Here is a 16225-nt window from a genome sequence, read left to right as displayed (position 1 = left end):
CCAGATCATAGTTGCCGTGCCGGGGGACGGACCGCGGCCCGCCGGGTGGCCTGCAGCGCTCAGATGGTGACGGTCGAGCGGACGTCGTAGCGGGTCAGCTTCTCGCGGCCCTGCAGCGGGCCGATCTCCAGGACCAGCTCGATCGCCGCGACGCTGGCCCCGCAGCGCTCGACCAGCTCGCAGGTGGCGGCCAGGGTGCCCCCGGTGGCGAGCACGTCGTCGACGACCAGTACCCGCTCCCCGTGGGACACCGCGTCCTGGTGGATCTCCAGGGTCGCGGTGCCGTACTCGAGCGAGTAGGACTGCGCGTGCACGGCCGAGGGCAGCTTGCCCTCCTTGCGCACCGGGACGAAGCCGACCCCCAGCTCGTGCGCGATGACGGCCCCCAGGATGAATCCCCGCGCCTCGATCCCGGCGACCACGTCGACCTGGCCGCGTCGACGCTCGACGACGTCGGCGATGATCCGCGACCGCAGCGGGTGGTCGAGGAGGACGGGCGTGAAGTCCTTGAACACCACCCCGTTGACGGGGAAGTCGGGGATGTCCCGCAGCCCCGCCAGCACGTCCGACGCCAGTCCGGGGTCGCTGCTGCGTCCGTCGGCGCCGTCGTCGGCGCGCTCGAGGGTGCTCATGTCTGCTCCTGGGACGAGGGTGGTCAGCCGCGGCGCTTGCGCCGGGGCTGGTTGCGCGGTCCGCGCTGGGCGTAGGGGTGCAGCTGACGGCCCGCGGTCGTCGCCCGCGTGCCCTCCTCCGCGGGTGGGGCGGCCGCGCCGACCGCTGCCGGCTCGGGGTCGCTGGGCCCGTCGACGGTCGGCGTCGTCGCCATCGCCTCCGCGGTGGCCTCACCGCGGCCCGAACGGCTCTCGGCCCGCTGGCGCCGCTTGCGCACACCCGCGTCGTGCTTGCGGATGTCCAGCTCGCCCTGGCGCAGGTGGACCAGCAGCGGGGTGGCGACGAAGACCGAGGAGTAGGTCCCGACCGCGATGCCGATGAACAACGCCCAGGCCAGGTCGACGAGGGTGCCGGGGCCGATGATGGTCACCCCGACGAGCAGGATGACGGCCACGGGCAGGAGCGCCACCACCGAGGTGTTGATCGAGCGGACGAACGTCTGGTTCACCGCCGTGTTGGCGGCCTCCGCGTAGGTCGACCGACGCGTGTCCATCGCGTGGTCGGTGTTCTCCTTGACCTTGTCGAAGACCACGATCGTGTCGTAGATCGAGTAGCCCAGGATGGTCAGGAACCCGATGACCGAGGCCGGCGAGACCTCGATGCCCAGGAGGGCGTAGACGCCGACGGTGAAGACCACGTCGTGCAGCAGGGCCACCAGGGCGGCCGCGGCCATCTTCCAGGTGTGGAAGTAGAGCGTGAGGACCACGGTCACCAGCAGGAGGAAGACGCCCAGGGCGATGAGCGCCCGGGTGGTCACGCTCTCGCCCCAGGACGGTCCGACCAGCGAGCTGGTGACGGCGGACACCGGCACCTCGAACTCCTCGGCCAGCTCGGCGCGCAGGGCCTCGGCCTCCGGCGAGGTCATCTCGCCGGTCTGGACGCGGACCGTGTCGTCGCCGATGCGGGTGACGGCGGTGGTGCCCCCGTCGACCGGCGCCTGCACGACCTCCTGGGCCCGGCTCTCGTAGTCGGTCATCTCCTGCACCTGGCTCACGCGCAGCTCGGTGCCGCCGCGGAACTCGATGCCGAAGTTCAGGCCCTTGCCCAGCAGCCCGAACAGCGACAGGCCCAGCAGCACGAGCGAGACGACGTAGAACAGGGTGCGGCGGCCGACGATGTCGAAGGACCGCTTGCCCGAGTAGAGGTCGTTGCCGAACTGGCTGAAGCGCGACATCAGACCACCCCCCCTTCCAGCTCTTCACGGGTATGGCGCCGCCGTCCGGGTGCGAGCACCTCGGGCTCGGGCTCGCGGAACTGGCCGCGACCCAGGTAGGCGGAGCGCTTGGCGCCGAGACGCTCGGGCTCCATGCCCGACCAGCGGCGGCCCTCGCCGAAGAACTTGGTGTTGGCCAGGACGCTCACCACCGGGTGGGTGAACATCATCACGACGAGGAGGTCGATGAGGGTGGTCAGGCCGAGGGTGAACGCGAACGCCTTCACCCCGGACTCGGACAGGTAGTACAGGACGCCGGCGGCGATGAGGTTGACCAGGTCGGAGATGATGATCGTGCGGCGGGCACGCTCCCATCCGGTGTCGACGGCGTAGCGGAGGGGGCGCCCGGAGCGGACCTCGTCCCGGACGCGCTCGAAGTAGACGATGAAGCTGTCCGCCGTGACGCCGATGGCCACGATGAGACCGGTGACGCCGGCCATCGTCAGGCGGAAGTTGATCGCCCACCCCAGCAGCGTGACCGCGCCGTAGGCGATGATCGCCGCGAGGATCAGCGAGCCGATCGCCACCAGGCCCAGGGCGTGGTACTGCACGAGCATGAAGAGGAAGACCAGGCCCAGGCCGACGGCACCGGCGATCAGGCCCCAGCGCAGCTGCTCCCCACCGAGGGTGGGGCTGATCTGCTCGGAGGTCTGCACGTCGAAGGAGACCGGCAGGGCGCCGAAGCGCAGCTGGTTGGCCAGGGTCTCGGCCTCCTCGACGGTGAAGTCGCCCGTGATGGTCGCGATGCCGGCGCTGATGACGCTGTTGACGGTCGGGGCGGAGATGACCTCGCCGTCCAGCACCATGGCGAACCTGTTCTGCGCGGAGTCCTGGGGATAGCCCATGAGCCGCGTGGTGACGTCGGCGAAGGCGTCGCCACCCTCGTCGTCGAAGGTCAGCACGACCTCCCACCGGCCGGTCACCGCCCCGCCCTGGGCCTGCTCGGGGCCGGCCGTGGCGTCGGTGAGGTTGCCGCCGGAGAGCTCGACCGGGCCGAGGACGTACTTCTCGGTGCCCTCGGTGTTGCAGACGACGAGCGGCTGCGCGGCCGGGCTGACGGCCGCTCGGTCGGCCAGGTCGGGGTCCTCGCAGGTGGTCTCGGCGAAGGTCTGCTGGATCTCGGGCGTGACCTGTGCCAGGTCGGAGGGGTTGGTCACCGGGGGTGCCTCGGTGGCGGGCTCCTCGGTGAGCGGCTCCTCGGTGGCACCCGCGTCGTCGGTGGCCGGCGCCTCGGTGGCCGGAGCCTCCTCGGTGGACGAGGCAGGCAGCGCCGTACCGCCGCGGTTCTCGTCGGTGCTGGTCGCCTCGTCGCCGGCCGGTTCGTCGGCCTCCTCCGGCGCCGCGGGCGGCTGGAGCTGCTCGACCTGCTCGGAGAGCTGGTCGTCCGGCAGCGGGAGCTCACGGGGGATCTGCGGCTCCTCGCCCGGGGCGAAGACGGGCTCGGCGACGAGCACCGGGCGGAAGGCCATCTGCGAGGACCGGCTCAGGGCCTCCAGCTGGTCCGGCGAGGGGTCGCCGGGGATGGCGACCGAGATGTTCTGACCCAGCCGGGTGACCTCCGCCTCGGAGGTACCGGTGGCGTCCACCCGGCGGCGGATGATGTCGATGGCCTGCTCGAGCTGGTCGGCGTCGATCGATCGAGGCGCCGCCCTCGGTGAGGGGCGCGAGGACCACCTGGCGACCGCCGGCCAGGTCCAGCCCCAGCTGCGGGGCGAGGGGCGCCTTCGGGGTGCCCCACAGGTGGGCGGCGCCGATCCCGGCGAAGAGCATGACGGTGAGCACGAGCAGCGTGGTCAGGGTTCGCAGCGGCCCCCGCATGCGGGCCTTGCGGGCGCCCTGGGGCCCGCGTCGGCGCGAGGCGCCGCCCCGGCTCTGCGTGCGGGTGGTGGTGGAACCGGAGCCGGGCAGGTCCTCCTCGCGGCGCGAGCCGCGTGCCGACATCGACATCAGGCGGTCTCCCCCGGCCGCTCGTCGCGGCGGGTGCGGGCCACGCGGCCGCTGGCGTCGGTGCCCGGCGGGACGATCGCGCGCCGGGCCACGCGCAGCACCACACCCTCGGCCACCTGCAGCAGGACCACGTCGTCCTCGACCCCGGCGACCGTGCCGAAGATCCCGGCCGCGGCCATCACCTCGTCACCCACCTGCAGCGACGCCTGGGCCTCGGCGACGGTGCGGGCCCGGCGGCGCTGGGAGATCATCAGGTACAGCAGCACGAGGAACGGGATCCCGAGCAGCAGCAGCGTGGTGAGTCCCCCGCCCGCAGCAGGTGCTGCGGCGGCGGTGGCCAGTGGCGTCATGGTCGACCCTTCGGGTGGTGAGCGTGCGGTGCCGTCCGGGCAGCGGCCGTCGTCGGCCGGGGATCGGGCACCCGGGGCAGTCTAGGTGAGCGCGGCGGACCCGCCAAAGACACGGGCCCCGTGTCCGGCGGCGCGCCGGTCAGGCCGTGCGGCTGTCGCCGTCGTCCCCGCCCTCCGCGCGGTCCTCGACGCCGTCCAGGTCCCAGGGCAGCGGGACCTGTCCTCCGGGAGGGGGCCCGCCCCCGAGCCGGACACCTCCTGAGGCGTGCGCACCGGCCGCGGCCTGGGACGGGGCGGTGAGGCCGAGGTGCTCCCACGCGGCCGGGCTGGCGGCCCGCCCCCGCGGGGTGCGGACCATGAACCCCTCCCGGACCAGGTAGGGCTCGGCGACCGTCTCCACGGTGTCGGGCTCCTCCCCCACCGCGACGGCCAGCGTGGACAGGCCGACCGGCCCACCGCCGAACCGCGTGCACAGGGCCTCCAGGACCGCCCGGTCGAGCCGGTCCAGCCCGAGGACGTCGACGTCGAAGAGCTCCAGGGCCGCCTGGGCCGCCGGCTCGTCGACGACGTGACGGCCGTGCACCTGGGCCCAGTCGCGCACCCGGCGCAGCAGCCGGTTCGCGATGCGGGGCGTCCCCCGCGACCGGGAGGCGATCTGGGTGATCCCCTCCTCGTCGGCCTCGATCCCCAGCAGCTCGGCGTTGCGGGTCAGGATCGTCACCAGGTCGGCGGTGTCGTAGAAGTCCAGGTGGCCGGTGAAGCCGAAGCGGTCGCGCAGCGGGGCCGGCAGGAGCCCGGCCCTCGTGGTCGCCCCGACGACGGTGAAGGGCGGCAGCTCCAGCGGGATGGCGGTGGCCCCGGGGCCCTTGCCGACGATGACGTCGACCCGGAAGTCCTCCATGGCCAGGTAGAGCATCTCCTCCGCCGGGCGGGACATCCGGTGGATCTCGTCGAGGAAGAGGACCTCACCCTCCACGAGCGAGGACAGGACCGCGGCGAGGTCCCCCGCGTGCTGGATCGCCGGCCCGCTGGTGATCCGGATGGGCTGCTCCAGCTCGCCGGCGATGATCATCGCCAGGGTCGTCTTGCCCAGGCCGGGCGGACCGGAGAGCAGGACGTGGTCCGGAGGGCTCCCGCGTCGCCGGGCGGCCTCCAGCACCAGGCCCAGCTGGTCGCGCACCCGGCGCTGGCCGGGGAACTCCGCGAGTCGACGCGGCCGCAGCGCGGCCTCGATGCGCCGCTCCTCCTCGGTGCCCGCGGGGTCGACCACCCGCCCGTCGTCCCCGGACGGAGCGCTCATCGGCCCAGCTCGCGCAGGGCGGCGCGCAGCACCGCGGAGACCTCGGTCGGCGCCGACTCACCACCGGTGACGGACGCGACGGCGTCGGTCGCCTGGCGCGTCGACCACCCTAGCCCCTCCAGCGCCTCCCGGACCTGGGAGGCGACCGCCTCCTCCGGCGTCCCGGCGGGCCGGGAGACCGTGCCGCCGGCCCCGGTCCCTCCCCCGACCGCCGCGACCTTGTCCTTGAGCTCCAGCACGAGCCGCTCGGCCGACTTGCGGCCGATGCCGGGCACCTTGGTCAGCGTGGCCAGGTCCCCCTGGGCCAGCGCGCGGCGCACGTCGTCCGGCGCGAGGACGGAGAGCATCGCCAGCGCCAGCCGCGGACCCACCCCCGAGACGGTCTGCACCTGCTCGAAGAGGGACCGGGCGTCGGGGTCGGCGAAGCCGTAGAGGGTCAGCGACTCCTCGCGCACCACCAGCGTGGTCTCGAGGGTGACCTCCTGGCCGGCTCGGAGCTCGGCCACGGTGGCGGGCGTGGTGTGCACGAGCAGACCCACGCCCCCCACCTCGACGACGGCGCGGTCGAGGCCGACGTGGCGCACGGGGCCGCGGACGGACGCGATCACTTAGACGTTCCTCCTGCTGGGGGCGGGGCGCGCCGACGCGCGGGCCGTCGCGGCCCGGGCTGCGGCGCGGTGCTGGGTGTGGAGCTGCGCGAGCCGGTTGGGGGCCCCCGCCTGGGCCTGCCGCTCGGCCTCGTGGATGCGGTTGGTCGTGCTGGTGACCACGCCCAGCCTCCCGTCGGTCCCGGCGCGCCACACGTGGCAGATCGCCAGCGCGAGGGCGTCGGCCGCGTCGGCCGGCCGGGGCGGGTCGGCGAGCTGCAGGATCCTGGTCACCATGTGGGTCACCTGGGCCTTGTCGGCGCGGCCGTTGCCGGTGACCGCGGCCTTGACCTCGGAGGGGGTGTGCATGCCCAGCTGGAGACCGAGCCGGGCGGCCGCCAGCATCGGGATGGCCGAGGCCTGGGCGGTGCCCATGATGCCCCTGATGTTGGCCCGGGCGAAGACCCGCTCGACGGCGATCGCGTCGGGCCGCCAGTCCGCCAGCCACTGGTCGATCTCCGTCTGCACCGACAGCAGCCGGTCCTGCGGCTCGTCGGAGACGGGGGTGCGCACCACGCCGACGGCCACCATCTGCAGCCGCCGGCCCGGCAGGCCCTCGACCACGCCCAGGCCGCAGCGGGTCAGGCCGGGGTCGACGCCGAGCACGCGCACGGTCGACCTCCTCGGGCTGCGGACCGGCCCGCGGACGCGGGTGGCCACCGGTGTGGACAGGTGTTCGCACCCCACGCTACCCACCGCGGGCCCTCCGGCCCCGGTGCGACACGCTCCACCCGGTCCCGTCGCTCCGGGGCCCCGCCCTCCAGGGCGTCCGGCGGATCAGTCCTCGTCGAGCTCGGCCAGGACCTCGTCGGAGATGTCGGCGTTGGAGTACACGTTCTGGACGTCGTCGCAGTCCTCGAGCGCGTCGACGACGCGCATGACCTTGCGGGCGCCGTCGGCGTCCAGCGGCACCTCCATGCTGGGCACGAAGGTCACCTCGGCGGAGTCGTAGTCCAGGCCGGCCTCCTGCAGGGCGGTGCGCACCGCGACGACGTCGGTCGCCTCGCTGATGATCTCGAAGGCGTCGTCGAGGTCGTTGACCTCCTCGGCCCCCGCCTCCAGCACGGTCTCCAGGAGGGCGTCCTCGGTCACCTCGCCCGTCTCCTGGGTGCGGGGCACGACGACCTGGCCCTTGCGGTTGAACAGGTAGGCCACCGAGCCGCTGTCGGCCATCGACCCGCCGTTGCGCGACAGCGCGGTCCGCACCTCCATGACGGCGCGGTTCTTGTTGTCCGTGAGGCACTCGATGTAGAGCGCGACGCCGCCCGGGGCGTAGCCCTCGTAGGTCAGCGCCTCGTAGCTGGCGCCACCGGCCTCCGCGCCCGACCCGCGCTTGACCGCGCGGTCGATGTTGTCGTTGGGGACCGAGGTCTTCTTCGCCTTCTGGATGGCGTCGAAGAGGGTCGGGTTGCCCGCGGGGTCACCACCGCCGGTGCGGGCCGCCACCTCGATGTTCTTGATCAGCTTGGCGAAGAGCTTGCCGCGCTTGGCGTCGATCGCGGCCTTCTTGTGCTTCGTGGTCGCCCACTTGGAGTGTCCCGACATGCCTCGTCCTCTCGTGCCTGCAAACGGCCGTGGAAACCGGGGACCGATGCTACCGGCCGACCACCGCCGCGACCCAACCGCCGGACCACGCCCGGCGGGAACGGCATATCCGCGCCCGGCCGGTCAGGTCGCCGCCCGGGCCTGCTCGACCATGCGGACGAACAGCGCGTGGACCCGGTGGTCGTCGGTGACCTCGGGGTGGAAGGAGGTCGCCAGCAGGGCGCCCTGGCGGACCGCGACCGGGTGCCCGTCGGCCCGGGCCAGGACCTGCACGTCCGCGCCCAGGCGCTCGACCCACGGGGCGCGGATGAACACCGCACGGAAGGGTCGGTCGGCGTCCTCGAGCCCCTCGACGTGCAGGTCGGACTCGAAGGAGTCCACCTGCCGCCCGAAGGCGTTGCGGCGCACGGTCATGTCGATCCCGCCGAAGGACTGCTGCTCGGCGTGGCCGTCGAGGATCTCCTCGGCCAGCTGGATCATCCCGGCGCAGGACCCGTAGACCGGCAGCCCGTCGGCGACCAGCCGGCGCACCGGCTCGTGCAGGCCGAAGATCCGGCAGAGCCGGTCGATCGTCGTGGACTCGCCGCCGGGCACGACCAGACCGTCCAGGCCCTCGAGCTCGGCCGGGCGGCGGACCGTGCGGACCCGGGCACCGGCCAGCTCCAGGGCCCGGACGTGCTCGCGCACGTCGCCCTGGACCGCCAGGACGCCGACGAGCGGCGCGTCGGTGGCCGGCCCGCTCGGGTGGGCCTCCGTCACCACCCGCGCTCGGCGAGGCGGTGCGGTGCCGGGATGTCGTCGACGTTGATCCCGACCATCGCCTCGCCGAGCCCGCGGGAGACCTCGGCGATCGTGTCCGGGTCGTCGTGGAAGGTGGTCGCCTTGACGATGGCGGCGGCACGCTGGGCGGGGTTCCCGGACTTGAAGATGCCCGAGCCGACGAAGACGCCCTCGGCGCCCAGCTGCATCATCATCGCGGCGTCCGCCGGGGTGGCGATGCCGCCGGCGGTGAACAGCACGACCGGGAGCTTGCCGGTCTCGGCGACCTCCTTGACGAGGTCGTACGGAGCCTGCAGCTCCTTGGCGGCCACGTAGAGCTCGTCGGGCGCCATCGCCGTGAGGCGGTTGATCTCCCCACGGATGGCCCGCATGTGGGTGGTCGCGTTGGACACGTCTCCGGTGCCGGCCTCGCCCTTGGAGCGGATCATCGCCGCACCCTCGGTGATGCGGCGCAGCGCCTCGCCGAGGTTGGTGGCCCCGCAGACGAAGGGCACGGTGAAGGCCCACTTGTCGATGTGGTTGGCGTAGTCGGCCGGGGTGAGCACCTCGGACTCGTCGACGTAGTCCACCCCCAGGCTCTGCAGCACCCGGGCCTCGACGAAGTGCCCGATCCGGGCCTTGGCCATGACCGGTACGGAGACGGCCTCGATGATGCTGTCGATCATGTCGGGGTCGCTCATCCGGGACACCCCGCCCTGGGCGCGGATGTCGGCCGGGACGCGCTCGAGGGCCATGACGGCCACGGCGCCGGCGTCCTCGGCGATCTTGGCCTGCTCGGCGGTGACGACGTCCATGATGACGCCGCCCTTGAGCATGTCGGCCATCCCCCGCTTGACGCGGGTCGTGCCGGTGGTGTGGGTGGTGGGCTCGCTCATCGGTGCCTCTCGGGAGCGCGGGCGACCGTGCCGGGGTCGCGGGACAGGGGTGGGTGCACGCGGGTGCGGCGCTCCAGTCTACGAGTCCGGCCCGGGTGCCCGGTTCAGGCGGCCAGCGCCTGGCGGCGCACCATCCCCATCCGCTGGACCACGGTCGTCAGCGAGGCGAGGGCCAGCAGCGCCAGGACGACGGTGAGCACCCAGGCGGGCAGGAACAGGCCGGTGAACCCGGTGGCCACGAGCACGGCGACGAGCCGGTCGGCCCGCTCGGCGATCCCGCCCTCGCAGCGCCAGCCGAGGGACTCCGCCCTCGCCTTGGCGTAGGAGACGAGAAGCCCAGCACGAGGCAGGCCAGGGCGAGGTACCCGTCCAACGGGCGCTCCCCCGGGCCGAGGAACCACAGCACCAGTCCGCCGAAGACGGCGGCGTCGCCGAGGCGGTCGAGGGTGGAGTCCAGGTAGGCGCCCCAGGGGCTGGCCCGGCCGGAGATCCGCGCCATCGTGCCGTCGACCAGGTCGGCGAAGACGAAGGCGGTGATGAACAGCGTCCCCCACCACAGCTCACCACGGGGGTAGAACCACAGCGCGCCCACGACCACGCCCAGCGTGCCGACGACGGTGACGAGGTCCGGGTGGACGCCCAGGCGCAGCAGCAGCCGGGCCAGCGGACCGAACACCCTGGTGAACGTCCCGCGTGCGTAGCGGTTGAGCATCAGCGCTGCTCGCCCTCGCCCGTCGGCCAGGCGTCGACGAGCTGGCGGCGCACGTCCTCCAGAAGCTGCGGCAGGGCCTTGGTCCGCGCGACGATCGGCAGGAAGTTGGCGTCCCCCAGCCACCGCGGGACGAGGTGCTGGTGCAGGTGCGCCGCCACGCCCGCCCCGGCGACGTCGCCCTGGTTGATCCCCAGGTTGTAGCCGGCCGGCCCGCTGGCCGCCTCGACCGCGCGGATGGCCTGCTTGGTCAGCGCCGTGAACTCGGCCGTCTCCTCGTCGGTGAGGTCGACGTAGAGCGGCACGTGCCGGTAGGGGCACACGAGCAGGTGGCCGGGGTTGTAGGGGAAGAGGTTGAGCACCACGAAGCACGTGCGGCCCCGGTGGACGATCAGGCCGGTCTCGTCGTCCTTGCCGGGCGCCGCGCAGAAGGGGCACCCCTTCCCCGCGTCCGCGCTGGGTCGCTCGCCCTTGACGTAGGCCATCCGGTGGGGCGTCCAGAGTCGCTCGAAGCCGTCGGCGGTGCCGGGCAGTCCCTCGGCGTCGCTCACCGTCGCGGGTCCGTCGGTCATGGCCCGATCCTACGTCGCCGCCCGGCCGCGACCGGGGACGACCGGCCCGGACCGGGGAAGACGTCGGGGTCGGGCGGTGTTGTGCGGGTATGCCGTTCCCCCAGCAGTCCGGACCCGAGGCCGCCGCCTACCTCCCCGAGCGCAGCACGTGGGTCGCGCGCCAGCTCGCCGAGATCGACGAGTCGGGTGACACCCGGTCCGTCCAGGTGCAGGGGCGGCCGGTGGTCGTGGTGACCATGCGGGGGGCGCGCAGCGGGATGCTGCGCCGGGTGCCGCTGATGCGGGTCGAGCACGACGGCGACTACCTGGCGGTGGCGAGCAAGGGTGGTGCCCCCGAGCACCCCCAGTGGTTCCACAACCTGCGGGCGCACGCCGACGTGCTCGTGCACGACGGCACCGAGCAGCACGTGCGTTCGGCCCGGCTTCTGGAGGAGGGGCCCGAGCGCGATGCCTGGTGGGAGCGGGCCGTGGCGGCCTTCCCCTCCTACGCCGACTACCAGGTCAGGACCGACCGGACCATCCCGGTCTTCGTCCTCGAGCGCCGCTGAGGACCCCCCTGCGGCTCAGGGCCTGGTCGGCAGGCTGACCCGGCGACGGGGCAGGACGTCGGCGCGCGCGGCGTCCAGCACGGCGGCCGGCAGCCGGACGTCGTCGGCCACGTCGACCGAGAGGTGCCCCTGCCGGCCGAACCAGGTGACGACCGTGCGGACCAGAGCGAGCGCGACCGCCTCCTCGGAACCGCCCAGGCAGGTCAGCGCCACCACCTCGGGCACGCCCGGACCCAGCAGGGGCAGCGGCGGCACCCGGCACAGCACGAGCCCGACGTGCTGCCCGTCGCACTCGGCCACCCAGGCCGGCAGGTCCGCGGACCGGGAGCGCCAGGCCGCGGCGAAGGCCTGCACGTGGCTGGGCGGTCCCGGGTCCGGCTCGACGCCGTCGCGGCGCAGGGACTGCAGGTGGAGCGCGCCGAGGAGGAGCGCCTCGTCGTCGGGGACGGGGCGCACCCGCACGCGCGCGGCCTCCTGGCCGAGCGACGGCATACCCCGCTCCCCCGCGCCGCCCACGACCCTCAGACCTGGACGCGTCCGCGCACGGCGGACACGACCTCGGCCACGGCCTCCTCGAGGGGCACGCCGTTCTTCTGCGAGCCGTCGCGGTAGCGGAAGGACACCGCGCCGGCGTCCCGGTCCTCGCCGCCGGCGATGAGGATGAACGGCGCCTTGGACCGGCTGGCGTTGCGGATCTTCTTGGGGAACCGGTCGTCGGACAGGTCGAGCTCGACCCGGACGCCCTCGCCCCGGAGCCGGGTGGCGACGTCCTGCAGGTAGCCGTCGAAGTCCTCGGCCACCGGCACGCCGAGCACCTGGACCGGAGCCAGCCACGGCGGGAACTGGCCGGCGTAGTGCTCGGTGAGCACGCGATGAACCGCTCGATCGACCCGAACTTGGCCGAGTGGATCATCACCGGCTGCTGGCGGGTGCCGTCGGAGGCGGAGTACTCCAGGCCGAAGCGCTCGGGCTGGTTGAAGTCGTACTGGATGGTCGACATCTGCCAGGTGCGACCGATCGCGTCCCGGGCCTGGACGGAGATCTTCGGTCCGTAGTAGGCCGCGCCCCCGGGGTCGTCCACCAGCTCCAGCCCGGACCCGCGGGCGACCTGCTCCAGCACCGCGGTGCCCTCGGCCCACTGCTCGTCGGTGCCGATGAACTTGTCCTTCTTCTCCCCGGTCTCGTCGCGGGTGGACAGCTCGAGGTAGTAGTCGTCCAGGCCGAAGTCGCGCAGCAGCCCGAGCACGAAGTCCAGCAGGTGCTTGACCTCGCCGGGCGCCTGCTCCTTCGTGACGTAGGAGTGGCTGTCGTCCTGGGTGATCATCCGCACCCGGGTCAGGCCCTGCAGGACGCCGGACTTCTCGTTGCGGTAGACGGTGCCGAACTCGAAGTAGCGCAGGGGCAGGTCGCGGTAGGAGCGCTGCTGGGACCGGTAGATGAGGTTGTGCATCGGGCAGTTCATCGCCTTGATGCGGTAGGCCTGACCGTCGTCGTCCCAGCTCGGGCATCATCCCGTCGGCGTAGTAGGGCAGGTGCCCGGAGGTGTGGAACAGCCCCTCCTTGGACAGGTGGGGGGTGGTGACGTAGGAGAACCCGGCCTCCACGTGCCGCTGCCAGACGTAGTCCTCCATGGTGCGGCGCAGGATCGCGCCCTTGGGGTGGAAGACGGGCAGGCCCGGGCCGACCTCCTCGGGGAAGGAGAACAGGTCCATCTCCGCCCCGAGCCTGCGGTGGTCGCGGCGCTCGGCCTCGGCGAGCCGCTCGAGGTGGGCCTTGAGCTCCTCCTTGCTCGGCCAGGCGGTGCCGTAGATGCGCTGCAGCTGGGGGTTCTTCTCGCTGCCGCGCCAGTAGGCGGCGGCGCTGCGCATGAGCTTGAAGGCGTTGCCGATGATCTTGGTGGTCGGCAGGTGCGGACCGCGGCACAGGTCGCCCCAGACGACCTGACCGGTGCGGTCGACGTTGTCGTAGACGGTCAGCTGGCTGCCACCGACCTCGACGCCCGCGCCCTCGGCCGCCTCGTCGGCGGACCTGCCCTTGAGGCCGATGAGCTCGAGCTTGTAGGGCTCGCCCGACAGCTCGGCGCGGGCCGCGTCGTCCTCGACCTCGCGCCGGGCGAAGGTCTGACCGGTGTTGATGATCTTCTGCATCGACCTCTCGAGGCGCTTGAGGTCCTCGGGGGTGAACGGCTCCTCGACGTCGAAGTCGTAGTAGAAGCCGTCGCGGATCGGCGGGCCGATGCCCAGCTTCGCGTCCGGGAAGGTCTGCTGGACGGCCTGGGCCAGGACGTGGGCGCAGGAGTGGCGGAGCACGTCCAGACCGTCGGGCTCGCTCACCAGGACCGGGTCCACGCTCGCTCCGTCGGGAAGGACGTGGGCGAGGTCGACGAGCTCGCCGTCGAGGCGGGCTACGACCACCTGCGGGTCGTCGGCGAAGAGCTCGGCGGCCGTGGTGCCCTGCTCGACCGCGCGCTCGCTGCCTGCGACGTGGACGATGATCTGGGACACGGGTGGGCTCCTCGGGTATGCGTGTGCGGTGCGGTGGTGCGGCGCGTCCGGGTGGGCCGGTGCCCGTCAAACCCTACCGGCAGGAGCACGGCACACCTGCGCCCTTAGGGTCGGGGCCATGGGCCACGTGCAGGACCGGGAACCACCGGACGGCATCACCAAGCACTTCACCGTCGCGGTGTTCGTCGTCCACGCCGGGCACGTGCTGCTGCACCCGCACCGGAAGGTGGGCCTGTGGCTGCCCCCCGGCGGCCACGTCGAACCGCACGAGCTGCCCGACGACGCAGCGCTTCGGGAGACGCGCGAGGAGACGGGGCTGCAGGTGCGGCTCGTGGGGTCGCCGGGCATCGACCACGACGCCCCGGGGTCGCCCCGCCAGCTGGTGCGGCCGGAGGGGATCCAGGTGGAGGACATCTCCCCGGGGCACCAGCACATCGACCTCGTCTACGTCGCGGAGGTGGTGGGGGACGGTCCGCGGACCGCGGCCGGGCTGCCGGTCCTCGACGGGGACGAGCCGGAGATGCAGTGGGTGGACGCCGAGGGGTTGCTCGCCCGCCCCGTCACCGACGAGGTGCGGGCCTGGGCGCGGCTGGCGCTGCGGCTGGTGCCGCAGCGGCTGGCCCGGCGGGCCGAAGCACCCTGATCAGGTCCGCCCGCATCAGATCCGCCCACGGACCGGGGTGCGGTCCGCCCGGCCGGGTCCATCGGGCATGACCATCTCCGCGTGCACGCCGAGCAGCCGGACCTCCCGGCCGGCCTCCAGGCGCTCGGTCAGCGCCAGGGCCGCGGCCACCACGTCGTCGCGTTCCGTCGTCGGCGCAGGCAGCCTGCGGCCGTAGATTGTGGTGAAGTAGGGCGCGTAGCGCACCTTGAGCGTCACCCGGACCACGGCCCGTCCCTCCCGGGCGGTGTCGGCGAACGCCCGGGTGGCGAGGTCCCGGACGGCCTCGTCGACCTGCTCCGGCGAGGTCAGGTTCTCCTGGAAGGTCCTCTCCCTGCTGTGCCCGCGGGCGACCCACGGAGCGTCGTCCACGACGGAGGGGCCGAGGCCGCTGCCGAGCTCGTGGTACCAGCGGCCCATCCGGGGGCCGAACTCCTGCGTGAGCACCTCGACCGGGGCGCGGGCGAGCTCGCTGACGGTGCGTACGCCGTGACCGGCCAGCCTGCGCGAGACCCTGGGGCCGACGCCCCACAGGTCGACGACCGGCCGGTCCCCCATCACCGTGAACCAGTTCTGGTCGGTCAGCCGGAAGATGCCGCGCGGCTTGCCGAAGCCGGTGGCGATCTTCGCGCGGACCTTGTTGTCCCCGATGCCGACCGAGCAGTGCAGGTCGGTCGCCGCCAACACCTCCGACCGGGCGTGCTGCGCGACGCCCTCCGGGTCGTCGGTGACGACGCCCAGGAAGGCCTCGTCCCACCCCAGCACCTCCACGACCACCCCCTCCAGACCGCGCAGGGTCGCCATCACGGAGGCGGACGCCTCCTCGTAGGCCTGGTGGTCCGCGGGGAGGAACGTCGCCTCCGGAGCCTTGCGCAGGGCCGTGCGCAGCGGCATACCGGAGCGGACGCCGAGCTCGCGGGCGGCGTAGGAGGCGGTGGCGACCACTCCCCGCTCGGTGGGGTCACCGCGCCCGCCCACGACGACCGGGGTCCCGCCTAGCTCCGGACGGCGCAGCACCTCGACCGCGGCGAGGAACTCGTCGAGGTCGACGTGGAGCACCCACGGAACGGCGCCCTCGCTCATGGGTCCCAGTGTCGTGCGTGGGGCGGCCCGCCGCGCGTCCGGGCGGACTGTGACGCGGTAGACAGCCGACCTCCTTGCGGTCCCCCACGGACGGGTGTGTGCTGGAAGGACCACGCAGAGGTGAGGTCCATGACGTACCTGGTCGTCTACGAGTCCGCGTTCGGCAACACCCGGGAGGTCGCGGAGGCGGTGGCCGCGGGGCTCGGCGACGGGACGGATCTCGTCGACGTCGGGAGCGCCCCTCCGCTCGAGAGCCTCGACGTGGACTTGCTCGTCGTCGGCGCACCGACGCACGCCTTCGGGATGAGCCGGCCCCAGACCCGGGAGGACGCTGCCGGACGCGGCGGGCACCCGCCGACGACCGGGATCCGGGAGTGGCTGGACGCCGCCGGGAGCGCGACCCTGAAGGTGGCGACCTTCGACACGCACACCCGCAAGCCCAACCTTCCCGGCACGGCCAGCAGGGCGGCCGCCAAGAGGCTGCGGGCGCTGGGTTGCACGATGGTGGCGGCACCCGAGAAGTTCTGGGTGCACGGAGACAAGGGTCCGCTCCTGGACGGGGAGGCGGACCGGGCCCGGACGTGGGCGCAGGGTCTCCTCTGAGGAGGGGTTGCGCGGACGCCGCACGTCGAGACGGGCCTCGAGCGCTCACGAGGGCGCCTCAGGCGCCGCGTGCCTCACGTCTCCGGTCGAGCTCACGAAGGTGGGCGGGGGCGTAGCGGTCCGTGACCTTGAGTCCGAATCCGCGCAGGCGCTCGATGGCCATGGAGAAGTCCCACGTCAGGGCGACGAAGGCTGCCCACCGGGCGGGGCTCTATC

The 16225-nt window shown here is 73.2% G+C and carries 16 protein-coding genes and 2 pseudogenes; 3 read left to right on the top strand and 15 right to left on the bottom strand.

Annotated elements, in window-relative coordinates; all coding sequences use genetic code 11:
• Positions 1 to 59: 59 nt before the first annotated feature.
• The 12 genes and pseudogenes from ACQ95T_RS09500 to ACQ95T_RS09445 all read right to left on the bottom strand — a co-directional run bounded on the left by ACQ95T_RS09500 (position 60) and on the right by ACQ95T_RS09445 (position 10610).
• On the bottom strand, positions 60 to 632 hold the full coding sequence (locus ACQ95T_RS09500; protein WP_425942656.1) for an adenine phosphoribosyltransferase: 573 nt from the start codon (positions 630 to 632) through the stop codon (positions 60 to 62).
• A gap of 23 nt (positions 633 to 655) precedes the next feature.
• Positions 656 to 1846 carry a protein translocase subunit SecF gene (gene secF, locus ACQ95T_RS09495; protein ID WP_425942657.1) on the bottom strand — a complete coding sequence of 397 codons (1191 nt, stop codon included), beginning with the start codon at positions 1844 to 1846 and terminating at the stop codon, positions 656 to 658.
• A complete protein-coding gene (secD, locus tag ACQ95T_RS09490) occupies positions 1846 to 3471 on the bottom strand; it encodes a protein translocase subunit SecD (protein ID WP_431473792.1) in 1626 nt (541 codons plus the stop codon). The genes secF and secD overlap by 1 nt, the downstream gene beginning before the upstream one ends.
• A gap of 360 nt (positions 3472 to 3831) precedes the next feature.
• Positions 3832 to 4182 (bottom strand): preprotein translocase subunit YajC, encoded by a 351-nt coding sequence (gene yajC, locus ACQ95T_RS09485; protein WP_425942659.1) that lies wholly within the window; start codon positions 4180 to 4182, stop codon positions 3832 to 3834.
• A 139-nt stretch (positions 4183 to 4321) separates the two neighbouring features.
• Positions 4322 to 5482: a Holliday junction branch migration DNA helicase RuvB gene (gene ruvB / locus ACQ95T_RS09480; protein ID WP_425942660.1), complete on the bottom strand. Its 1161-nt coding sequence runs from the start codon at positions 5480 to 5482 to the stop codon at positions 4322 to 4324.
• Positions 5479 to 6090, bottom strand: coding sequence for a Holliday junction branch migration protein RuvA (ruvA, locus tag ACQ95T_RS09475; RefSeq protein WP_425942661.1), 612 nt, complete (start codon positions 6088 to 6090; stop codon positions 5479 to 5481). Before ruvA ends, ruvB begins: the two co-directional genes overlap by 4 nt.
• Positions 6091 to 6741 carry a crossover junction endodeoxyribonuclease RuvC gene (gene ruvC, locus ACQ95T_RS09470; RefSeq protein WP_425942662.1) on the bottom strand — a complete coding sequence of 217 codons (651 nt, stop codon included), beginning with the start codon at positions 6739 to 6741 and terminating at the stop codon, positions 6091 to 6093.
• A gap of 165 nt (positions 6742 to 6906) precedes the next feature.
• Entirely contained in the window at positions 6907 to 7674 is a 768-nt protein-coding gene (locus ACQ95T_RS09465) for a YebC/PmpR family DNA-binding transcriptional regulator (protein ID WP_425942663.1), read from the bottom strand.
• Between the two features lie 123 nt (positions 7675 to 7797).
• Positions 7798 to 8433 (bottom strand): pyridoxal 5'-phosphate synthase glutaminase subunit PdxT, encoded by a 636-nt coding sequence (gene pdxT, locus ACQ95T_RS09460; protein WP_425942664.1) that lies wholly within the window; start codon positions 8431 to 8433, stop codon positions 7798 to 7800.
• Positions 8430 to 9329 carry a pyridoxal 5'-phosphate synthase lyase subunit PdxS gene (gene pdxS, locus ACQ95T_RS09455; protein ID WP_425942665.1) on the bottom strand — a complete coding sequence of 300 codons (900 nt, stop codon included), beginning with the start codon at positions 9327 to 9329 and terminating at the stop codon, positions 8430 to 8432. Before pdxS ends, pdxT begins: the two co-directional genes overlap by 4 nt.
• Before the next feature lie 104 nt (positions 9330 to 9433).
• Positions 9434 to 10041 (bottom strand): annotated as a pseudogene (gene pgsA / locus ACQ95T_RS09450) (phosphatidylinositol phosphate synthase).
• A complete protein-coding gene (locus ACQ95T_RS09445) occupies positions 10041 to 10610 on the bottom strand; it encodes an HIT family protein (protein WP_425942667.1) in 570 nt (189 codons plus the stop codon). Before ACQ95T_RS09445 ends, pgsA begins: the two are co-directional and overlap by 1 nt.
• Before the next feature lie 89 nt (positions 10611 to 10699).
• Here ACQ95T_RS09445 and ACQ95T_RS09440 point away from each other — a divergent pair, with 89 nt between their 5' ends.
• Complete coding sequence (locus ACQ95T_RS09440) at positions 10700 to 11158, top strand: nitroreductase family deazaflavin-dependent oxidoreductase (RefSeq protein ID WP_425942668.1); 459 nt, start codon at positions 10700 to 10702, stop codon at positions 11156 to 11158.
• A 15-nt stretch (positions 11159 to 11173) separates the two neighbouring features.
• Here ACQ95T_RS09440 and ACQ95T_RS09435 read toward each other — a convergent pair whose 3' ends face one another.
• Both ACQ95T_RS09435 and thrS read right to left on the bottom strand, forming a co-directional pair.
• Entirely contained in the window at positions 11174 to 11650 is a 477-nt protein-coding gene (locus tag ACQ95T_RS09435) for a hypothetical protein (protein ID WP_425942669.1), read from the bottom strand.
• A gap of 29 nt (positions 11651 to 11679) precedes the next feature.
• Positions 11680 to 13662: pseudogene (thrS, locus tag ACQ95T_RS09430) on the bottom strand (threonine--tRNA ligase).
• Between the two features lie 118 nt (positions 13663 to 13780).
• Here thrS and ACQ95T_RS09425 point away from each other — a divergent pair.
• Positions 13781 to 14305 (top strand): NUDIX hydrolase, encoded by a 525-nt coding sequence (locus ACQ95T_RS09425; protein ID WP_425942671.1) that lies wholly within the window; start codon positions 13781 to 13783, stop codon positions 14303 to 14305.
• Positions 14306 to 14320: 15 nt separating this feature from the next.
• Here the strand turns inward: ACQ95T_RS09425 and ACQ95T_RS09420 are convergent, their stop codons facing one another.
• Positions 14321 to 15406 (bottom strand): DNA polymerase IV, encoded by a 1086-nt coding sequence (locus tag ACQ95T_RS09420; protein ID WP_425942672.1) that lies wholly within the window; start codon positions 15404 to 15406, stop codon positions 14321 to 14323.
• 129 nt (positions 15407 to 15535) lie between these two features.
• On the opposite strand from ACQ95T_RS09420, the gene ACQ95T_RS09415 reads away from it, so the two are divergent.
• Positions 15536 to 16009 (top strand): flavodoxin family protein, encoded by a 474-nt coding sequence (locus tag ACQ95T_RS09415; protein WP_425942673.1) that lies wholly within the window; start codon positions 15536 to 15538, stop codon positions 16007 to 16009.
• Positions 16010 to 16225 lie beyond the last annotated feature (216 nt).

This window comes from Ornithinimicrobium carbonis (assembly GCF_050703245.1).
Taxonomy (GTDB): domain Bacteria; phylum Actinomycetota; class Actinomycetes; order Actinomycetales; family Dermatophilaceae; genus Ornithinicoccus.
The sequence above is the reverse complement of the archived record's forward strand: the minus strand, read 5'-3'. Positions and strand labels throughout refer to the sequence as shown.